Source organism: Peribacillus faecalis (genome assembly GCF_014712675.1).
GTDB classification, from domain to species: Bacteria; Bacillota; Bacilli; order Bacillales; family DSM-1321; genus Bacillus_AD; species Bacillus_AD faecalis.
The window spans coordinates 34065-51202 of the sequence record NZ_JACXSI010000023.1; the positions used below are offsets into that span (position 1 = coordinate 34065).

The 17138-nt window shown below is 38.9% G+C and carries 16 protein-coding genes; 6 read left to right on the forward strand and 10 right to left on the reverse strand.

What is annotated here, in order from left to right; genetic code table 11:
• Nucleotides 1–9: 9 nt before the first annotated feature.
• Both IEO70_RS10225 and pdxR read right to left on the reverse strand, forming a co-directional pair.
• Entirely contained in the window at nt 10–636 is a 627-nt protein-coding gene (locus IEO70_RS10225; RefSeq protein WP_235973566.1) for a class D sortase, read from the reverse strand.
• 200 nt (nt 637–836) lie between these two features.
• Nucleotides 837–2234 (reverse strand): MocR-like pyridoxine biosynthesis transcription factor PdxR, encoded by a 1398-nt coding sequence (pdxR, locus tag IEO70_RS10230; protein WP_190998279.1) that lies wholly within the window; start codon nt 2232–2234, stop codon nt 837–839.
• Nucleotides 2235–2350: 116 nt separating this feature from the next.
• On the opposite strand from pdxR, the gene pdxS reads away from it, so the two are divergent.
• Both pdxS and pdxT read left to right on the forward strand, forming a co-directional pair.
• On the forward strand, nt 2351–3235 hold the full coding sequence (gene pdxS, locus IEO70_RS10235) for a pyridoxal 5'-phosphate synthase lyase subunit PdxS (protein ID WP_190998280.1): 885 nt from the start codon (nt 2351–2353) through the stop codon (nt 3233–3235).
• A gap of 1 nt (nt 3236) precedes the next feature.
• Nucleotides 3237–3824, forward strand: coding sequence for a pyridoxal 5'-phosphate synthase glutaminase subunit PdxT (gene pdxT, locus IEO70_RS10240; RefSeq protein ID WP_190998281.1), 588 nt, complete (start codon nt 3237–3239; stop codon nt 3822–3824).
• A gap of 198 nt (nt 3825–4022) precedes the next feature.
• Here pdxT and IEO70_RS10245 read toward each other — a convergent pair whose 3' ends face one another.
• Nucleotides 4023–4502, reverse strand: a complete 480-nt coding sequence (locus tag IEO70_RS10245; RefSeq protein WP_190998282.1) for a VanZ family protein — start codon at nt 4500–4502, stop codon at nt 4023–4025.
• A gap of 296 nt (nt 4503–4798) precedes the next feature.
• Here IEO70_RS10245 and IEO70_RS10250 point away from each other — a divergent pair, with 296 nt between their 5' ends.
• From IEO70_RS10250 to IEO70_RS10265, 4 genes are all read left to right on the forward strand, one after another.
• Entirely contained in the window at nt 4799–5584 is a 786-nt protein-coding gene (locus IEO70_RS10250; protein WP_190998283.1) for an SGNH/GDSL hydrolase family protein, read from the forward strand.
• A 367-nt stretch (nt 5585–5951) separates the two neighbouring features.
• Entirely contained in the window at nt 5952–7142 is a 1191-nt protein-coding gene (gene nagA / locus IEO70_RS10255) for an N-acetylglucosamine-6-phosphate deacetylase (RefSeq protein ID WP_190998284.1), read from the forward strand.
• Nucleotides 7143–7202: 60 nt separating this feature from the next.
• Nucleotides 7203–7928, forward strand: a complete 726-nt coding sequence (gene nagB, locus IEO70_RS10260) for a glucosamine-6-phosphate deaminase (protein ID WP_190998418.1) — start codon at nt 7203–7205, stop codon at nt 7926–7928.
• A gap of 169 nt (nt 7929–8097) precedes the next feature.
• A complete protein-coding gene (locus tag IEO70_RS10265; protein ID WP_190998285.1) occupies nt 8098–8820 on the forward strand; it encodes a GntR family transcriptional regulator in 723 nt (240 codons plus the stop codon).
• Nucleotides 8821–8976: 156 nt separating this feature from the next.
• On the opposite strand, the gene IEO70_RS10270 is transcribed toward IEO70_RS10265, so the two are convergent.
• From IEO70_RS10270 to rlmD, 7 genes are all read right to left on the reverse strand, one after another.
• Nucleotides 8977–9993, reverse strand: a complete 1017-nt coding sequence (locus IEO70_RS10270) for an oxidoreductase (protein ID WP_190998286.1) — start codon at nt 9991–9993, stop codon at nt 8977–8979.
• A gap of 86 nt (nt 9994–10079) precedes the next feature.
• On the reverse strand, nt 10080–10991 hold the full coding sequence (locus IEO70_RS10275; RefSeq protein WP_190998287.1) for a PTS system mannose/fructose/sorbose family transporter subunit IID: 912 nt from the start codon (nt 10989–10991) through the stop codon (nt 10080–10082).
• A gap of 20 nt (nt 10992–11011) precedes the next feature.
• On the reverse strand, nt 11012–11812 hold the full coding sequence (locus IEO70_RS10280; RefSeq protein WP_328820916.1) for a PTS mannose/fructose/sorbose transporter subunit IIC: 801 nt from the start codon (nt 11810–11812) through the stop codon (nt 11012–11014).
• 25 nt (nt 11813–11837) lie between these two features.
• Nucleotides 11838–12806 carry a mannose/fructose/sorbose PTS transporter subunit IIA gene (locus IEO70_RS10285; protein WP_190998289.1) on the reverse strand — a complete coding sequence of 323 codons (969 nt, stop codon included), beginning with the start codon at nt 12804–12806 and terminating at the stop codon, nt 11838–11840.
• A 457-nt stretch (nt 12807–13263) separates the two neighbouring features.
• Nucleotides 13264–13638: a DUF956 family protein gene (locus tag IEO70_RS10290; RefSeq protein ID WP_190998290.1), complete on the reverse strand. Its 375-nt coding sequence runs from the start codon at nt 13636–13638 to the stop codon at nt 13264–13266.
• Nucleotides 13639–14154: 516 nt separating this feature from the next.
• A complete protein-coding gene (locus tag IEO70_RS10295; RefSeq protein ID WP_190998291.1) occupies nt 14155–15027 on the reverse strand; it encodes a YitT family protein in 873 nt (290 codons plus the stop codon).
• A 593-nt stretch (nt 15028–15620) separates the two neighbouring features.
• Nucleotides 15621–17000 carry a 23S rRNA (uracil(1939)-C(5))-methyltransferase RlmD gene (gene rlmD, locus IEO70_RS10300; protein ID WP_190998292.1) on the reverse strand — a complete coding sequence of 460 codons (1380 nt, stop codon included), beginning with the start codon at nt 16998–17000 and terminating at the stop codon, nt 15621–15623.
• Between the last annotated feature and the right edge of the window lie 138 nt (nt 17001–17138).

The following is a 17138-nucleotide window of genomic DNA, read 5'->3' on the forward strand; positions in this document are numbered from 1 at the left end:
TTTCCCCACTTATCTTTCAGTTATTAACTTTGCTTGAACAATTAATCTGTCAGTTGGATCTTTCACGCCTGCCGGGGTGCAAGTCACTAATGTTAAAAGTGGTGCATTCGCATCTTCCAGCACTTCAACCTCTGTTCTGTCTACAATAAAAGTTTTGACTACTTCAAATTCGTAAGTTGCTTCTTCCGTTTTAACTTCCAGAATGTCGTGATGCTCAAGTTCGTCTAACCGATTGAATTGTTTCCCAAAAGTAGTGGAGCGGTGGCCAGCAAGTCCAACATTATTAATCCCGATTTCTTTATGCGGTTCAATCATACCGATACCTTTTCCGAGCACATCTTCACTTGCCCCATCAAAAATAACCATTTCAAAATCAATTTCCGGAATACGTAATATGCCTCTGGCTCCATCTAGCAACGACAGCTTGCCCTCTCTATCACTGATTTGTACTTCTGATGCTAATATGGCTTGACCAGATGCACTTGTACTCCCTAAGCTCTCAAAAGCCTCTATAAGTTCCTCTTGGTGGTGATCTAAAAATAGTTTCTCAAGCTTAGAATGAAACAGAAAGAAAAAACCTAAAAGTAAAAATACTACACCGATGGCTCTGCGCAATTCAGCCTCTTCCTTTCTCAATCTTCCTGTTTAACCATTCAGAAGCTTTTATGCAAAAAAGCACAATATTCGTCCCTCCTATAAAACTCCCATTTTTTTCCTTGTAATCGCAGACAATTATAAACAATAAATCCATTTTTATCCATAAAAATCACTTAATTTCGCCAAAAAAAATAACGCTATTCTGCATTTGCGCGAAAATAGCGTCATATCTCAAGATCTTAAATGATCCTCCAGCTCTTCAGTAGCACAGTAAGCGCTTCTTCTAATTGCTCAATCGGTATGCCCGCAAAACCTAAAACAATTGTCGGTGTGAGATTTTGTTTTTTCACTAGCATATAATCTGATAGCGGGTATACCTTCATCTGTTCCTTGGCAGCCCTTTCGACAAGCTCTTCCTCTGTCATGCCATTTTGAATTTGCAGTACAACATGCAAACCTGAATGGCCTCCGATTATCGATATTTGCTGAGAATAGCTTTTCAACTGGCATAAAACAAGTTCCAGCTTTTGACGATACACCTTTCTCATTCTATTTAAATGTTTTTCAAACAGACCTTTCTGTATGAATTCTGCTAAAATGTGCTGATCAATTCTGGAAACAGTGCAATGATAGAATGATAGTTTCTTTTCATATTTTTTCAGTAAAGTTTCCGGTAAAACCATATAACTTATTCGGATCGAAGGCATTAATGATTTGGAAAAACTGCCTAAATAAATGACTTTCCCTCCTTGGTCCATACTCTGCAACGAAGGAATCATTTTGCCGCTGTAACGAAATTCGCTGTCGTAATCATCTTCAATAATATAGCGTTCTTCGTTAGCCGATGCCCAATTTAGAAGCTGCATTCTTCGGTTCACCGGCAAAACATTTCCATACGGAAAATGATGTGAAGGCGTGACATAGGCAACATCTATCGCCAACTCATCCAATCGTTCAACAATCAGCCCTTCCTCATCTACTTCAAGCGGATGAACCCGCTTCGGATATGTACTTAAAATACGGTGAATTAAATGATAGCCCGGGTCCTCAACCCCGTAAACTGTTTTCTCATTCAACAGCACCAATAGTTGCTGCAGCAATATTTCAATGCCGGCTCCAATGATAATTTGTTCCGGCGAGCAGATCAGGCCTCGCGCATGATATAAATAATTGGCTATCTCTTTTTGAAGCGCATATTCACCTTTATGATTGCCTAGCAATAGCAGCTGCTGATTTTCTTCCGCGACATATTGCTTCAAAAGCTTTCTCCATGTATGAAATGGAAAACTGCCAGTATCAATTTGACTCGGATGAAAATGATAGCGCACTTCGCAATGTTCTTTCTCAAGACGCTTCGGCCTTTCCTGCTTAGGAATGTAAGCCAAATCTTCATAGGCCATCACAAAATAACCCTTTCGCGGGACTACTTCCACATATCCTTCAGCAACTAGCTGATTGTAAGCTGTATCAATCGTATTATGGCTAATCTTCAAAAAATCCGCCAACTTTCTCTTCGAAGGTAGCTTATCTTGAAAACTTAATCTTCCCTCTAAAATTTCTTTTTTTATATATTCATATAACTGTTCATACAGAGGCACTCTATCCAAACGGTTTAAATGGCAAGAAAGCATATCCACTTCTGTCTCCTCCTCAATCTGATACCATCATTTTAATTAAAACTGATACTTTTAATGTGGTCTGACTCTCATTATACTTTAAAAAATAAGAATTTTACGAAGGGATTGAAAATAAGATGAAAACAATTGCTAGTGAAACCGTAAAACGAGGAATGGCTCATATGCAGAAAGGCGGAGTCATCATGGATGTCGTCAATGCCGAACAAGCAAAAATTGCTGAAAGCGCTGGGGCTGTAGCTGTTATGGCTTTAGAGCGTGTGCCATCAGATATTCGCGCAGCTGGCGGAGTGGCAAGAATGGCTGATCCCCGCATTATTGAAGAAGTAATGAATGCTGTTTCCATCCCGGTCATGGCTAAGGCACGGATTGGACATATCGTTGAAGCACGGATTCTTGAAGCGATGGGTGTCGATTATATTGATGAAAGTGAAGTACTGACGCCGGCAGATGAAGAGTTTCATTTATTGAAAAGTGCATTTACTGTTCCATTTGTTTGCGGTTGCCGTGATTTAGGTGAAGCAGTGCGCCGGATTGGTGAAGGTGCTTCGATGCTGCGTACAAAGGGAGAACCTGGTACAGGAAATATCGTTGAGGCTGTTCGCCACATGCGTAAAGTCAACGCCCAGGTACGTAAAGTCATTCATATGAGCGAGGATGAACTGATGACGGAAGCGAAAAATTTAGGAGCATCCTTTGAGTTGCTAAAGCAAATTAAAGAAGCAGGCCGCCTCCCTGTCGTAAATTTCGCAGCCGGTGGAATTGCGACTCCAGCTGATGCGGCACTAATGATGGAATTAGGCGCTGACGGCGTATTTGTCGGCTCAGGCATTTTTAAATCAGAGAATCCTGAGAAATTCGCCTCTGCCATCGTTCAGGCAACCACTTATTACACGGACTATGATTTAATCGGCAAGCTTTCAAAAGAACTTGGTTCGGCTATGAAAGGCATTGATATTGCTAAACTTTCTCCAACCGAACGAATGCAGGAACGAGGCTGGTAACATGAAAACAATCGGAGTACTTGGACTGCAAGGAGCTGTTCAAGAACATGTAAGTCATATAGATGCAGTTGGCTGTAAAAGTGTGGTCGTCAAAACTGTCGAGCAGTTAGAGCACATAGACGGCTTGATCATTCCGGGCGGTGAAAGCACAACGATGAGACGCTTCATCGACCAATACGGATTTTTGGAGCCTTTAATGAAATTTGGCAAACAAAAACCGATATACGGTACTTGTGCCGGCATGGTGCTGCTTGCCAATCGCTTAGCAGGAGGTGAGAAACCGCATCTTCAGCTCATTGATATTACCGTTAAACGTAATGCTTTCGGCCGCCAACGCGATAGCTTTGAAGCTAAATTAAATGTAAAAGCAATGGAGACGCCATTCCCGGCTGTCTTTATCCGGGCCCCATTTGTTGAAGAGGCAGGTGCTAATGTAGAAATACTTGCGGAATATGAAGGACACATCGTCGCGGCACGGCAAGACCATATTCTTGTCACTGCCTTTCATCCTGAATTAACGGATGATACTCGATTTATGAAGTTGTTTCTCCAAATGGTTAAATTAAACAAAAGTGCAAGCACCCTCTAAGAAACACCGTATGAACAGAGGATCTCAGGATGATAGTCACAAAGTCGAAGACATGCGGACGCGGTGGTTTCAGTCTTGTCCACCCTCCAAAAGATATAGGAAACACGAAGAACGACAGTGATTCAATGTGTAATTTGCATCGGCTAAAGCAAAATAAAAGAGATGAGCATTCCAAGTCTGGTTATACTCATCTCTTTTTCACATTTTTCTTTTATAAAGAAAATAAAGAACTAATGCCACAATGCCGCACAATCCTCCAACGCTATCTAAAATGACATCCTGCAATAACGGTGTTCTTCCCCCTGTCAGCTTTTGATGAAATTCGTCTAAGCATGCATAAAGCACAACAAACATGAAAGATACAGCGAAAGTCATCAGACTTCCATTCCACTTATTTCTAAAGAAAGCATAAGTAAGAAAACCTAAAACAAAGAAGATGCCAAAGTGAGCAGCTTTTCGGATGAAAAATTCAAGAACGCCCTCGACTCCTATCGCATAGATGCTAATTTCACTTCCCGCATAATAAAAATGGACTCTTTGCAATAGTTGTTCTACAGGAGTACCCCTGAAGTTCGCCAATATGTACGATAAGCTTTGTTCCTCATATGTTTGTGAAGAAAACATATAGATAATTCCCATCCAAACTACTAACATAATAAATATGTATTTCTTTTTCATTCTTGGACCTCACTTTAAGCAGAATATTCTCGCCGCACCTTCCTTATTATTTCTTTTTTATTATTTACACTAGTTTTTCTGAATGAAACATCACCCTAATGGTAATTCCATAATAAACCTCTCTTTAACCCTTTCAATATATCTGCTCAAAGATTTACTCATTCTTTCATATTTAAAGGCAGGCTCGATATGTTACTCTCTTGTTAGAAGTATGTTAGTGTGGCATAATCTAAGAGTTGTAATTATATTAGAAATAATCTAAACACTTAAACAAATCACTATTTCAGGAGGAACATATGAAAGTATTTCTCACAAGTTTTCTCGCACTCATCTGTTTTGCTGTGCTGATTTTCGGCAATGTATCTTGGAATGAAAAAATCGAAGATGCCTCTGCCGATAATATTACAAAGCCAAGAACGGCTGATCTGTCTTCATCTGGACAAGTTGAAAAACAAACTTCCGATTTAGTGAAGTTCATTAGCAACTGGCCAGAAGAAAGCGCTGAAGTATTTAAAGAACGATTAAAGGATGACAAACCTTTTAAAATTGTACTCGCAGGCTCATCAGAAATAGAAAATGATACGTTTTCGTTAGAGAAAGCACTGCAAGAAAATATTATGGAGACATACGGTAACGCAATCGAATTATCCTCAATCACATTTGATGTTACATCTACAGAGTTTTTAGAAGAAGGACATGAGCAAGAAATAGCAGATTTGAATGCGGACATGATTATCTTTGAATCATTGACTTTAAAAGATAACGGAGAGGTCATTATTGAAGATTCACACGAAAATATTTCCACTATAATGCAAGCAACCGAAGCTGCAAATCCTAATATCAGTTTTATCGTACAACCGCCTCCACCATTATTTGAAGCAAACTTTTATCCTAGACAGGTAGAAGAGTTGAAAAAATATGCTGAACAAAGCGGCATTGTTTATCTAGATTATTGGAACTCCTTCCCGGAAGAAGGGACAGCGGAACGCGCTTCATATTTCACTAAAAGCCGTGATTCACTAAACGCTGAAGGCTATGCTTTATGGACAGACTACTTGTTAAATTATTTGATCAGCCAATAACTTTATTACTACAAAACCGGAGCAACGATGCAGTTTGCTCCGGTTTTTTAAATTGTTTCATTTTTAATTATACTCATATAACTAAACGCAACTTAGGTTTTGCCTGCATAATCAGTAACAATCCTGAATAATTACCTTCTCTTAATTTATGTATTCAATTTATTATGTCTTTTTCTTTATGTCAAAGCTTTCAATAAAAAATTATATTAAGAAAACTCTATAATCGATTTCCCTCATGCTCATTAATCCGTTGGAATAATTTACATCACCCAGTCCGGTTAAGTTGTCTAGACAACTAGTCATTTTAATATGTAAAATAAGAGCAAGGAAGTCCACATTATTATTCCCATCTATAAGGAGGAGCATCATGAGTCATTCTTCCCAAACCTTAATTAAAAATGCTGAAATTTATTTAGAAAATGAAATTATCGAAAATGGTTACTTGCTGATTCAAGATGGCAAAATCGCCGAGGTCGGAACAATGGAGCAGCTTAAACTGGATTCATTTGAACATATAGAAGTGATTACGCTGAATGATGGCGACAAACTTATCCCTGGATTTGTTGATGTGCACATTCACGGAGCTGGAGGTGCTGATACGATGGATGGCACAACCGAAGCACTCCGTACGATGGCCGTTCATCTTCCTCAAGAAGGTACTACCAGCTTTCTAGCAACAACAATGACGCAATCTCAAGAAAATATTCGTCACGCTTTGCAAAATGCCGCACACTATCAAAATACACATAATGAAGCCGGGACAGCGGAAGTGATCGGCGTTCATCTCGAAGGTCCTTTTATTAACCCGGACAAAAAAGGCGCTCAGCCAGGAGAGTATGTTCTAGAACCTAATATCAATATTTTCAAGGAATGGCAGCAGCTTGCCGATGGAACAATAAAACTTGTTACAGTTGCGCCGGAAATGCCGAACGGACTTGAATTTATCCAATATCTTTCTGATCATGGTGTTACAGCTTCCATCGGTCATACGGACTCTACTTTTGCCGAAGTGAAAGCAGCTGCAGAAGCAGGAGCTACTCAAGTCACTCATTTGTATAACGGCATGCGCGGTTTGCACCATCGTGAGCCAGGTACAGCAGGCGCAGCCCTTTTAATCGAAGAATTAAAGGTCGAGTTGATTTCTGATGGCATTCATATTTGTCCGGAAATGATTCAGCTTGCTATTAGAGCAAAAGGAAAAGACGGTGCCCTTCTTATTACAGATTCAATGCGAGCTAAGTGCTTAAAAAACGGACATTATGAGTTGGGTGGTCAGCCAGTTGTTGTAACTGACGGTAAAGCAACTCTTGAAGACGGCACCCTAGCAGGCAGTGTTTTAAAAATGATTGATTCCGTGAGAAATATGCTTTCATTTACTGATTTAACTTTGCACGATATTGTAAAAATGGCCTCAAGCACACCTGCAAAGCAAGCTCATGTTTTCGACCGTAAAGGAAGCATTGCTGTCGGCAAAGATGCTGACTTAGTTATCTTAAATAAAGATGTTGTTATTGAAAGAACGATTTGCCGAGGCAAATTAGCATACAAAAAAGCGTAATGATTATATTGCCGCTAACAGAATAAATAAGACATGAAGGAAAAGGCGATTACTATGACTATTCAAATTATCAAAACTAACAACTATGAAGAAATGAGCCGCGTTGCTGCTGAAAAAATCATCAACCTTGTTAAAAAGAAACCGCATGCTGAATTGGGGTTAGCTACAGGAGGAACCCCTGAAGGCGTATACCGCTTATTAATTGAAGACCACCAAGCAAATGGAACATCTTATAAACAAGTAAGAACTGTTAACCTTGATGAATATATCGGGTTACCGAAAGAAGATCAGAACAGTTATTTCACTTTCATGAAAGAAAAGTTATTCAACCACATTGATATTCTTCCTGAGAACACACATGTTCCTAATGGAATGGCTGGTGACGTAAATGCTGAAGCCGATCGTTATGAAAGTTTCGTGCATGAAATCGGCGGTGTTGATTTGCAAATTTTAGGCATTGGTCACAACGGACATATTGCTTTTAACGAACCAGGGACACCCTTCGATAGCACGACACATGTAATTGATTTGACAGAAGATACACGTCAAGCCAATGCCCGCTTCTTTAACAGTATCGATGAAGTGCCGACTAAAGCAATAACAATGGGAATCCAAACGATTATGGACAGTAAAGAAATCATTTTATTGGCATCCGGCGCATCGAAAGCAGAAGCTCTCAAGAGACTTGTTCACGGAGAAATAACAGAACAATTCCCAGCCTCTATTCTGCAAAAGCACAGTCATGTTACAATAATTGCAGACGAAGCTGCCTTGCAGTTGATCTAGAAAAACCGTCACCGGTCCTTTTTCATCATGTATATACTACTGAGATTGACCTCGATGAAAAAGGAGCCAAGCTAGGTGTAAAGTTAGACAGCCATCTAAGTTCAAAAATATATACATTTTTGTTTAGAAGAACCGTCACCAGTATTAAAATTCCAAGGAGCTGATTGAAATGATTGATAAAAGTTCACCTGTGCCTATTTATCACCAGCTCGAGGAACTTATCAAAACACAAATCGAATCAGGAGAACTGAAGCCAAACGAAGCTATCCCTTCTGAGCGGGAATATACTGAGAAATACCACATCAGCAGGATGACTGTCAGACAAGCTTTAACAAACCTAGTGAATGAGGGGCTCTTATATCGAAAAAAAGGATGCGGTACATTTGTCAGCGAGCATAAAGTCGAACAAGTATTAAATCGTTTGACGAGCTTTTCAGAGGAAATGATCCAGCGTGGTTTGAAACCGCGAAGCAACATTTTATCCTTTGAAACGGTAGCGGCAAAGCGCTCTGTTTCTGCAAAACTAGGAGTTGCATTGGGCGAGCCTGTCTTAAAAATTGAGCGTATCCGTTTAGCTGACGATGTCCCGATGGCTATTGAAACATCGTATATGCCAATTCACTTGACTGCCGGCCTTACAGAGGAACTGGCAAAGGATTCGATTTACAACTTCATTGAAGAACAACTATCATTAAAAATCAGTGATGCTAACCAAGAACTTGAAGCTATCTCCGCTAACGAACTCGAAGCCCGGCACCTTCAAATCCAAAAAGGCAGCCCGGTATTACGAATCAAAATGGTCTCCTATCTGGAAGACCAAACTCCATTCGAATACGTAAAATCATCCTTCCGGGCTGACCGGTATCGATTTTATGTGCAGCTGAAAAGGTAGCTACGGTGCCTGTCACCACCCGAAATTCGTCGCCCTGGCGCACAAAAAGGATAGATGCAAGCGGGTTTCCCCTCTTATCATCTATCCTTTTTATTTTTGATATAATCTACTTATAGGCCGATTATCGTATTGAAAATTCTACCTTCTAAGTATGTATCACTTTAAATCTTTAATTCCTGTTTCTAATATTTCCATTTGCAGCAGTGTCTGTTCGTCAGTAATGGTTTTATTTTTACCATTCACAACAGCTTCATATAAATCATCGTAAACTCTTCCGTAATCACCGTTGATTGATTTCACTTTTTCTTCGTGAATTGTACCTTCTTCGTCTATATACGTCAGCACGCCATATTCTTTTAGCGTATCGACCCCAAAATCTTTGTGACCAGGCATGTAAAATAATTTCAAATGTTCTTCCTGGCGATCTTTCGTTTCTTTCACAAAGCAGCCCTTTTTACCATACACAACGAAGCTAGGTCTTTCTTTAATCCTAAAATAACTAGATTTTACAGAAACCTTTAATCCGCCATAATATAAATCCAGGTCAAAATAATCATTCATTCTGCCTTGTCCTAATAATTGGCGAACATCATAATGGATATGATCCGGTTTGCCAAAATAGCTGATTACCTGATCCAATGTATGACAGGCATGTCCATATAAATATGACGATGCAGGATCAAAAGTATGAGCGGACTCTGGTACTTCGGGACGGTAATAGTCATAATGCATTTCCACTTCCAGAAGATCTCCTAACTTCCCTTCTTCAATCACTTTTTTAACCGTTAAAAAGTCACTATCAAAACGTCGATTTTGATACGCTTGAACAATTAAGCCTTTCTCTTTTGCAAGTGCAAATATTTCTTTTGCCTGCACAGAAGTTTCCATAAAAGGTTTTTCAACCAAACAGTGTTTATTATGCTCTAATACTAATTTTGCGTATTCATAATGGCTATCATGTTTCGTGCAGATGACGATAAGTTTAATATCCTGATCATTTAATAGCTCGTCTAAATCAGATATGTAATTAATGCCGGCAATTCTATCCCAGCTTTCATGCTCAGGATTTCTTTGATAAATGGTTTTCACCTTAATATTCTCTCTTTGCAAAACGAACGGCAAATGATATCTGTTTGTGCTTTTGCCGTTCCCAATATAACCAATAGTAAGCATAGCAGCCTCCAAAGTAAGTTTTATATGCTCTTATATATGAAAAGCACCACCTAATATAATCAGGGGGTGCTCCTCTATTTGTTTCATTACATGATATTTAATACGTGGAATACTACACCAACTACGAACAATCCAAGGATCATTACGATTGGTGAAACTTTCTTCTTAAGTAACCACATGCATAGAAGTGTTAATAATAATGCAGATAAGCCAGGGATTAAGCTATCTAAGTTGTTTTGTAATGTTGTTACACTCGTATCACTTAATGAAAGGCCGGCTGCTTGTTGTTCAAGCGCTGTTTTAATTCCTTCAGAACCCGCAGGAAGGTTTTCCCAGTCAATGTAAGCACCTTCATCAAGTTGAACGGAAGATACAATTGGTGTAAATGATATTGATACCCAACGGTTAACTAGCGCACCGAGGATAAACATACCGAGTATCGACGCACCCTTCGTGATATCTTGAAGTAATCCGCCAGATAAATCGTCTGTGATTTTTGAACCAGCTTTGTAACCAAATTCTTGTGTATAGTAAGTGAATCCCATACGGATAAGATTCCATAAAACGAAGTAAAGAATAGGTCCAAGAATATTACCTGTCATAGCAAGTGAAGCTGCTAATGCTCCAAGAATCGGTTTAACTGTGAACCAGAAAACCGGATCCCCGATACCTGCTAAAGGTCCCATCATACCTACTTTAACCCCTTGAATAGCTACATCGTCAACCGGTGCGCCATTCGCACGTTCTTCTTCAAGAGCTAACGTAACACCAAGGATTGGTGATGCTACATACGGATGTGTGTTAAAGAATTCTAAGTGACGTTTTAAAGCCGCAGAACGTTCTTCTTTTGTTTTATATAATTTTTTGATAGCAGGAATCATTGCATATGCCCAACCACCATTTTGCATTCTTTCGTAGTTCCAAGAACCTTGAATGAAGGTTGAACGCCACCAAACAGAAATACGATCTCTTTTTGATAAAGTCAATTTTTTCTCCATTTTCTCTTTCCTCCTTCTTATCAATAATCGTCAATAATGGCGCCTAATGGATCTCCCATGTTACCGTTTCCGCCATTACCTGATCCGCCTTGTTTAGAAAGAGCTAAATAGATAAGTGCAAGAGCCACACCGATAGCACCTAGTCCGATAAGTGTGATTTGTGAAACTGTCGCTAATACGAAACCGATTGCAAAGAATGGCCATACTTCTTTTGTAGCCATCATGTTAATAACCATTGCATAACCTACGGCTACAACCATGCCACCGCCGATTGCCAGACCGTCTGTTAACCAAGCTGGCATAGATTCAAGCAAGCTTCGAACCGGACCCGCACCAATTGCTAAAATTAATCCAGCCGGAATTGCAATACGTAAACCTTGCATGCAGATAGCAGCGATATGCCAGAACTCAACTACTTTAATATTTCCTTGTTCAGCTGCAGCATCCATAAAGTGAACAAATGCTGTTGCGATTGTACGGCAAATGATTGTTAATAATAAACCTGCAACTGCAAGCGGTACAGCGATTGCAATTGAAGATGAGATACCTGCTTGACCTTGACCACTTAAAACCAGAATGATAGCAGATGCAATAGATGCTAATGCAGCATCCGGTGCTACAGCAGCTCCAATGTTTGCCCAACCTAAAGCAATCATTTGAAGCGTACCGCCCAAGATAAGACAAGGAACAAGTTCTCCTGTAACTAGTCCGATTAACGTACATGCAATAATTGGCTGATGGAAGTGGAATTCATCTAAAATCCCCTCTACACCAGCTAAAAATGCTACGATAAGGACTAATATTATTTGAATAATAGTCAAATCCATAAGGATTCAGCCTCCCTTATTATTTTTGTTTTTTCAACTCTTCTCGAGCCTTTTTAAGAATTTCGTCCATATTATCTTTTGAATCATTTGGAACTTTACGTACATCGAATGCTATGCCACGTTCCTTCAACTTATCAAAAGTTTCAATATCATCATTGCTGAATGCCAGCACTTTATTCGGTTGAACTTTACCAGGCGAGTGCGCCATAGAACCAACGTTGATTGTCTCTAACGGAACTCCGCCTTCAATTGCTCTAAGTGCATCTTGCGGATTTTCAAATAGAAGCAATGCGCGTTGACCGCCAAAATGTTGATCATCTTTGGCAAGTTCAATCATTTTATTAATAGGGACAACGTGCGCTTTTACTCCCGGTGGAGCCGCTTGTTGGATTAGTTTCTTACGAAGGTCATCCTTAGCTACTGTATCAGAGACTACAATGATACGAGTAGGCTGTGTAGCTTTTGTCCAAGCTGTAGCTACTTGCCCGTGGAGTAAACGAGAGTCAATACGAGCTAAAACATATTCGAATTTACCCGGAGCTCCTCCAGTTGGTTGCTGAGCAGCTTGTGCAGAAGCTTCCACTGGTTCTAATGCTTCCGGTCTTACTTTGACTCCTTCTTTTGCAGAACCTAGAATACTTGAAGCAATTTCATGAGCAGTGTTCATTGAAAAACGTGAAGCGAATGCTTCAATTACCATCGGTAAGTTCATGCCAGCAACGATTGCCCATTTATCTTTGTGTTCTTCAAACAAGCTGTTGGCTTGATTGAAAGGAGTGCCACCCCAAAGATCGACTAAGAATAATACTTCATCTTGGTTATCGAAAGATGCGATTGCTTCTTTCATTTTTGCCTTTACATCATCAGGTCCTTCACTAGGCATTAATGTAACTGCTTTTACATTTTCTTGCGCTCCAAAGATCATTTCTCCAGATTGCAAGATGCCGCTAGCAAATTCGCCGTGACTAGCAATGATAATCCCTACCATCTTTTTACCTCCTATGTCTTTTTCAACCATCTGTAAGCGATTACACCACCGATAAAAAAATCATGCATAAAGTAGATTAAATGAATCTATAAGTACATAGTCCTTCTTTTCATCAAATAAAACTTCCCCATGCAATTCGAATAAGTGATACGCAAGAATTAATTGGGATGGTTATCGCCAATAAAATTATTCTAATATAATTTCTTGTTTATTATACATTCCATAAAAAACGCTTTCAAGTAGATTTTTTAAAACGCATTCATATTCTTTTATTTTCTTGTTGAAAACGCTTGTAACCGTTGATATTAATACATTTACTTTAAACATAGAAATTTTTTCATTGGTGTTTTTTGGGTGTTTTTATTAGTGTTTATTTCCTAAATAAATCCTTATCTTCTATAAATTAATTATCTCAAAATACATTTATAACAAAAAATCCCAATTTTTTTCAGGTAAATTATTTCTTTTTAAATTTGCTGCCTATAGCGCGTTTGACCACATCAAAGAAACTTAATGATTGAACCATGTGATTAGAATCAACATATTTACGAATCTGTCGCAAAACTTTTTTCGGATCTTTAGAAGAAAATGTGTAAGTTCCATTTCGCTTTGTTCGAATAGCATAACGTGGAATCCATTTTCCTTTGAACATGATAGAAGCTATCACATAATCAACTTCTTCCCATGGAATCTGAACAAATTTGTGAGGGTCACGGTCATTAAAAAACTCAAACCCTTTATCTCCAATCATAATCTTCCCATACTCAGGAAGACCCAAATGTGAGGTTGCATCCATAACTAACTCAGCTTTCGTATTAATCGATTGAACCATATTATGTACTCCGTTTCTCTCTGTTAAAATTCAGATAAATAATTTAATATCACCTTTTCTTATATTACAATAACTTTTTGAAGAAAAAAGAAGAACTATTGAATTAGAGAAATTTGGTAACAGCGCCTGCCACCACCGGAATTTGTTGATATTTGTCGATAATACCCCTCCTCCAGAGCTACATGAACGGAGAAGGTGCTTTCATAGTTCAGCTATTTCATGTTTTTGATAATTGCTTCCCTACAGCGTTCCTAAGTCATTGCATATTACGCTCCTTGTAAACGATTACCACCAACAGTTTACACCCACCTGGAAATTCTGCTTCCTCGCTTTCCGCTTTCTTATATGATATCCAGTTAAGCTATTCTGATTCATTAGATGCCTGTCATTGAAGCTTGTCGACCCCCCCCTAAAACAAAGCGGCTAGAGGGGGTATTACAGAAAAAAGGATAGATGAAAAGCGGGCTTTCCCTCTTCTCATCTATCCTTTTCTATAAAATATAACTTACTTTATGCTTAGTGGATATTGTTCTTTTTGAAGTTTCCACCCTTCACTTCTGCCGCGTCATATACGGTTACAAATGCGCGCGGGTCAATGTCTCTTATTATTTCTTTCATTTTGTTTTCTTCCAAGCGGTTAATTACACAAGTGATTTCTTTAAACATCTCATTAGAATAACCTCCGTATACTTCTGTATACGTTGCGCTTCGGCCTAATCGATCACGAATCGTTTCAATCATCGTATCAGGTTGCTGTGTGATAATCTTAAATGTTTTAGAACCGCTTAAACCTTCTTCAACGATATGAATGACTTTAGACGCAATGAAGTAGGCAATTGCCGAAAGAATAGCCCCTTGCAATCCAAATACAGTTGCTACCAAAATGAAAACAAAGGAATTTAAAAATAGGATTAAATCACTTGTTCCAAATGGCAATTTTCTCGAAAGCAGAACAGCCAGCATATCTATGCCGTCTAACGCACCGCCGTTACGGAGCGCAAGACCCATACCGAAACCAATAATAATCCCTCCGACAACAGTAACTAACAAAGTATCTCCGTGAATTATCGTCGGTATATGATGCATCATGCTTGTCCCAACCGCTAATGAAGCAATTCCGATCACCGAGAAAATAGCAAAGCTTTTCCCGATTTGTTTATAACCTAAAAAGACAAAAGGAACATTAAGGATGGCAATCAAAATTCCTAACGGTAATCCGAATTGTTTAGAACCAACAATGCTGAGACCTGTCACTCCCCCATCCGATACGTTATTTGGTATTAACACAGCTTCTAATCCATAAGCCGTGATGAAACCGCCGAGAACAATTAAAATACCCTTCATGATATTTTTCATTATTCGCACTTTTTTATTTGCTTTTTTATCCATGTCATTTCCCCATTTTCAAAGTATTTTCTTATAATGTATTTAGATTAAGATTAGTCTTCACCCTCTTACTTTTACGTTTGACTATAATTCACAGTTTCACTATTAAGTATAAATTATTTACCTAAAGTTTTAACAGAATAATTTATTAAAATATTTCTAATTAGCAAAAAAACTTCAGGTAACAATCTTACTTAAAAAATGTTTTTAATCTAAATTAATTCTAAAACTGTACTACTTTACAAGATGTGTAAGGTATATGGCAACACATTGGTGCGGGTAGACTTAATTAGTTCCTATTAAATGAAATCGGTTCTTCGCATCCTAACAGATTCACCGGCTTTTAAACAAGGTAGATCTTATTTAATATCCTTCTATGGCATTTACTTTTATCATTTCGAATTAACAAACTGATGTGTTCCTTTTCGAATCATCTCAATAAGAACCTATAGATGAAACAAAATTAGCCCACCTTTCTACCAGATGGGCTAATTTGTTCCCAGCTTTACGTTTGGAAACCTTCATAAAGAATATCATTCAAAATCTGACCCGATTGTTGAATAAACTAACTACAATTTCTGACCTAAACTGTATCTTTACTTAAATAACTCCAACAAAGCGACCGCTTCGCAATGCGCCGTATGAGGGAACATATCTACAGGCTGAATGTAGTTTACTCGGTATAGCTTACTTAATTGCTTTATATCTTTTGCTAATGTTGACGGATTACATGATACATAAACGATTCGTTTCGGCATAGAATTCAAAATCGTATTAATCAGCTTTTGGTCACATCCTGTTCTTGGTGGGTCGACAACAAGTACATCTGGTCTCCATCCTTCAAGGCCGATCCACTTCGGCATAATATCTTCTGCTTTTCCAACTTCGAATTTCACATTCGTTTTACCATGTCGTTTTGCATTTTTCTTCGCATCTTCAATTGACTCAGGAATAATATCCATCCCACGGACTTCCTTCGCTTCATCGCTCAGCCATAACCCTATTGTTCCGACACCACAATAGGCATCAACGACATTTTCTTTTCCTGTCAGAGCCGCTGCTTTTTTCGCTTCATTGTACAACTTTACTGTTTGCGCCGGATTCAATTGGAAGAATGTTCGTGCAGACAATTCATAAGAAAGCTCGCCTAATGACTCATTAATAACTTCCTCTCCAGCCAGTTGGATCGTTTTATCACCGAAAATTAACGACGTATTCTTGTTGTTGACATTTTGTACAATTGATTTTACTTCCGGATGCTTTTCCAAAATCATTGGGATCAGTTGATTTTTCTTCGGAAGTTTTTCAGAAATCGTTACGATTACAACTTGTACTTCTCCCGTCGCAAAACCTGTTCGGACAATGACTGTACGGACAATACCAGACTTTTTCTTTTCGTCGTAAGCTGGAATTCCAAGCTGCTGCATCGCTTCTTTCACCGTAACCGTGATTTCATTACTGAAAGGATGCTGCACAATACAGTTTGGAATATCAATTAAATCATGTGAGTTAATCCCATACAGACCGGCAATAATTTGGCCGTCCTTCGTTCCAACTTGGAACTGGCTCTTATTGCGGTAGTTCCACGGGTTATCCATGCCGATTGTATCTTTAATGCTCAAATTTTTCGATGGCATATATTTTTCGAATGCCTGTTTAACGATGTCGCGTTTTTCCTTCAGTTGCTGCGCATAATCCAAGTGCTGAATTTGACAGCCGCCGCATTGGTCGTAAATAGGGCATTGCGGTGTTACGCGATGTTCAGATGCTTTACGGATTCGTTTCACCCTTGCTTCAGCAAACTTCGGATGCACTTTAGTCGCTTCTGCTACGATTTCCTCGCCCGGCAATGCTCCCGGAACGAAGACAACTCCACGTTTAAAGTAGCCGACACCTTCCCCGTTTATTCCCAGTCGCTTTATCGTTAATGGAAACGTCTGACCGACTTCCAGCGTCATCCCTTGTTGTTTCTTCATTTTCACTTCACTCCATCTCTTAAAAAAACCGCCCCTTTGGCAGTTGCATGTATCTAAATCAAAGTCGCCTTTTCAATCAGACGATATGTTATAGTCTTTAATGACTTTAGTATTATAGCACTTTTAACAGGCGAAATA

Bases quoted from the DNA above. Each gene is read 5' to 3' on its own strand.
- nagA (WP_190998284.1), top strand. From the start codon at position 5,952: ATGAGTCATTCTTCCCAAACCTTAATTAAAAATGCTGAAATTTATTTA.
- IEO70_RS10285 (WP_190998289.1), bottom strand. From the start codon at position 12,806: ATGGTAGGGATTATCATTGCTAGTCACGGCGAATTTGCTAGCGGCATC.
- pdxT (WP_190998281.1), top strand. From the start codon at position 3,237: ATGAAAACAATCGGAGTACTTGGACTGCAAGGAGCTGTTCAAGAACAT.
- rlmD (WP_190998292.1), bottom strand. From the start codon at position 17,000: ATGAAGAAACAACAAGGGATGACGCTGGAAGTCGGTCAGACGTTTCCA.
- IEO70_RS10275 (WP_190998287.1), bottom strand. From the start codon at position 10,991: ATGGAGAAAAAATTGACTTTATCAAAAAGAGATCGTATTTCTGTTTGG.
- pdxS (WP_190998280.1), top strand. From the start codon at position 2,351: ATGAAAACAATTGCTAGTGAAACCGTAAAACGAGGAATGGCTCATATG.
- IEO70_RS10250 (WP_190998283.1), top strand. From the start codon at position 4,799: ATGAAAGTATTTCTCACAAGTTTTCTCGCACTCATCTGTTTTGCTGTG.
- IEO70_RS10270 (WP_190998286.1), bottom strand. From the start codon at position 9,993: ATGCTTACTATTGGTTATATTGGGAACGGCAAAAGCACAAACAGATAT.
- IEO70_RS10265 (WP_190998285.1), top strand. From the start codon at position 8,098: ATGATTGATAAAAGTTCACCTGTGCCTATTTATCACCAGCTCGAGGAA.
- IEO70_RS10290 (WP_190998290.1), bottom strand. From the start codon at position 13,638: ATGGTTCAATCGATTAATACGAAAGCTGAGTTAGTTATGGATGCAACC.
- IEO70_RS10245 (WP_190998282.1), bottom strand. From the start codon at position 4,502: ATGAAAAAGAAATACATATTTATTATGTTAGTAGTTTGGATGGGAATT.
- IEO70_RS10295 (WP_190998291.1), bottom strand. From the start codon at position 15,027: ATGGATAAAAAAGCAAATAAAAAAGTGCGAATAATGAAAAATATCATG.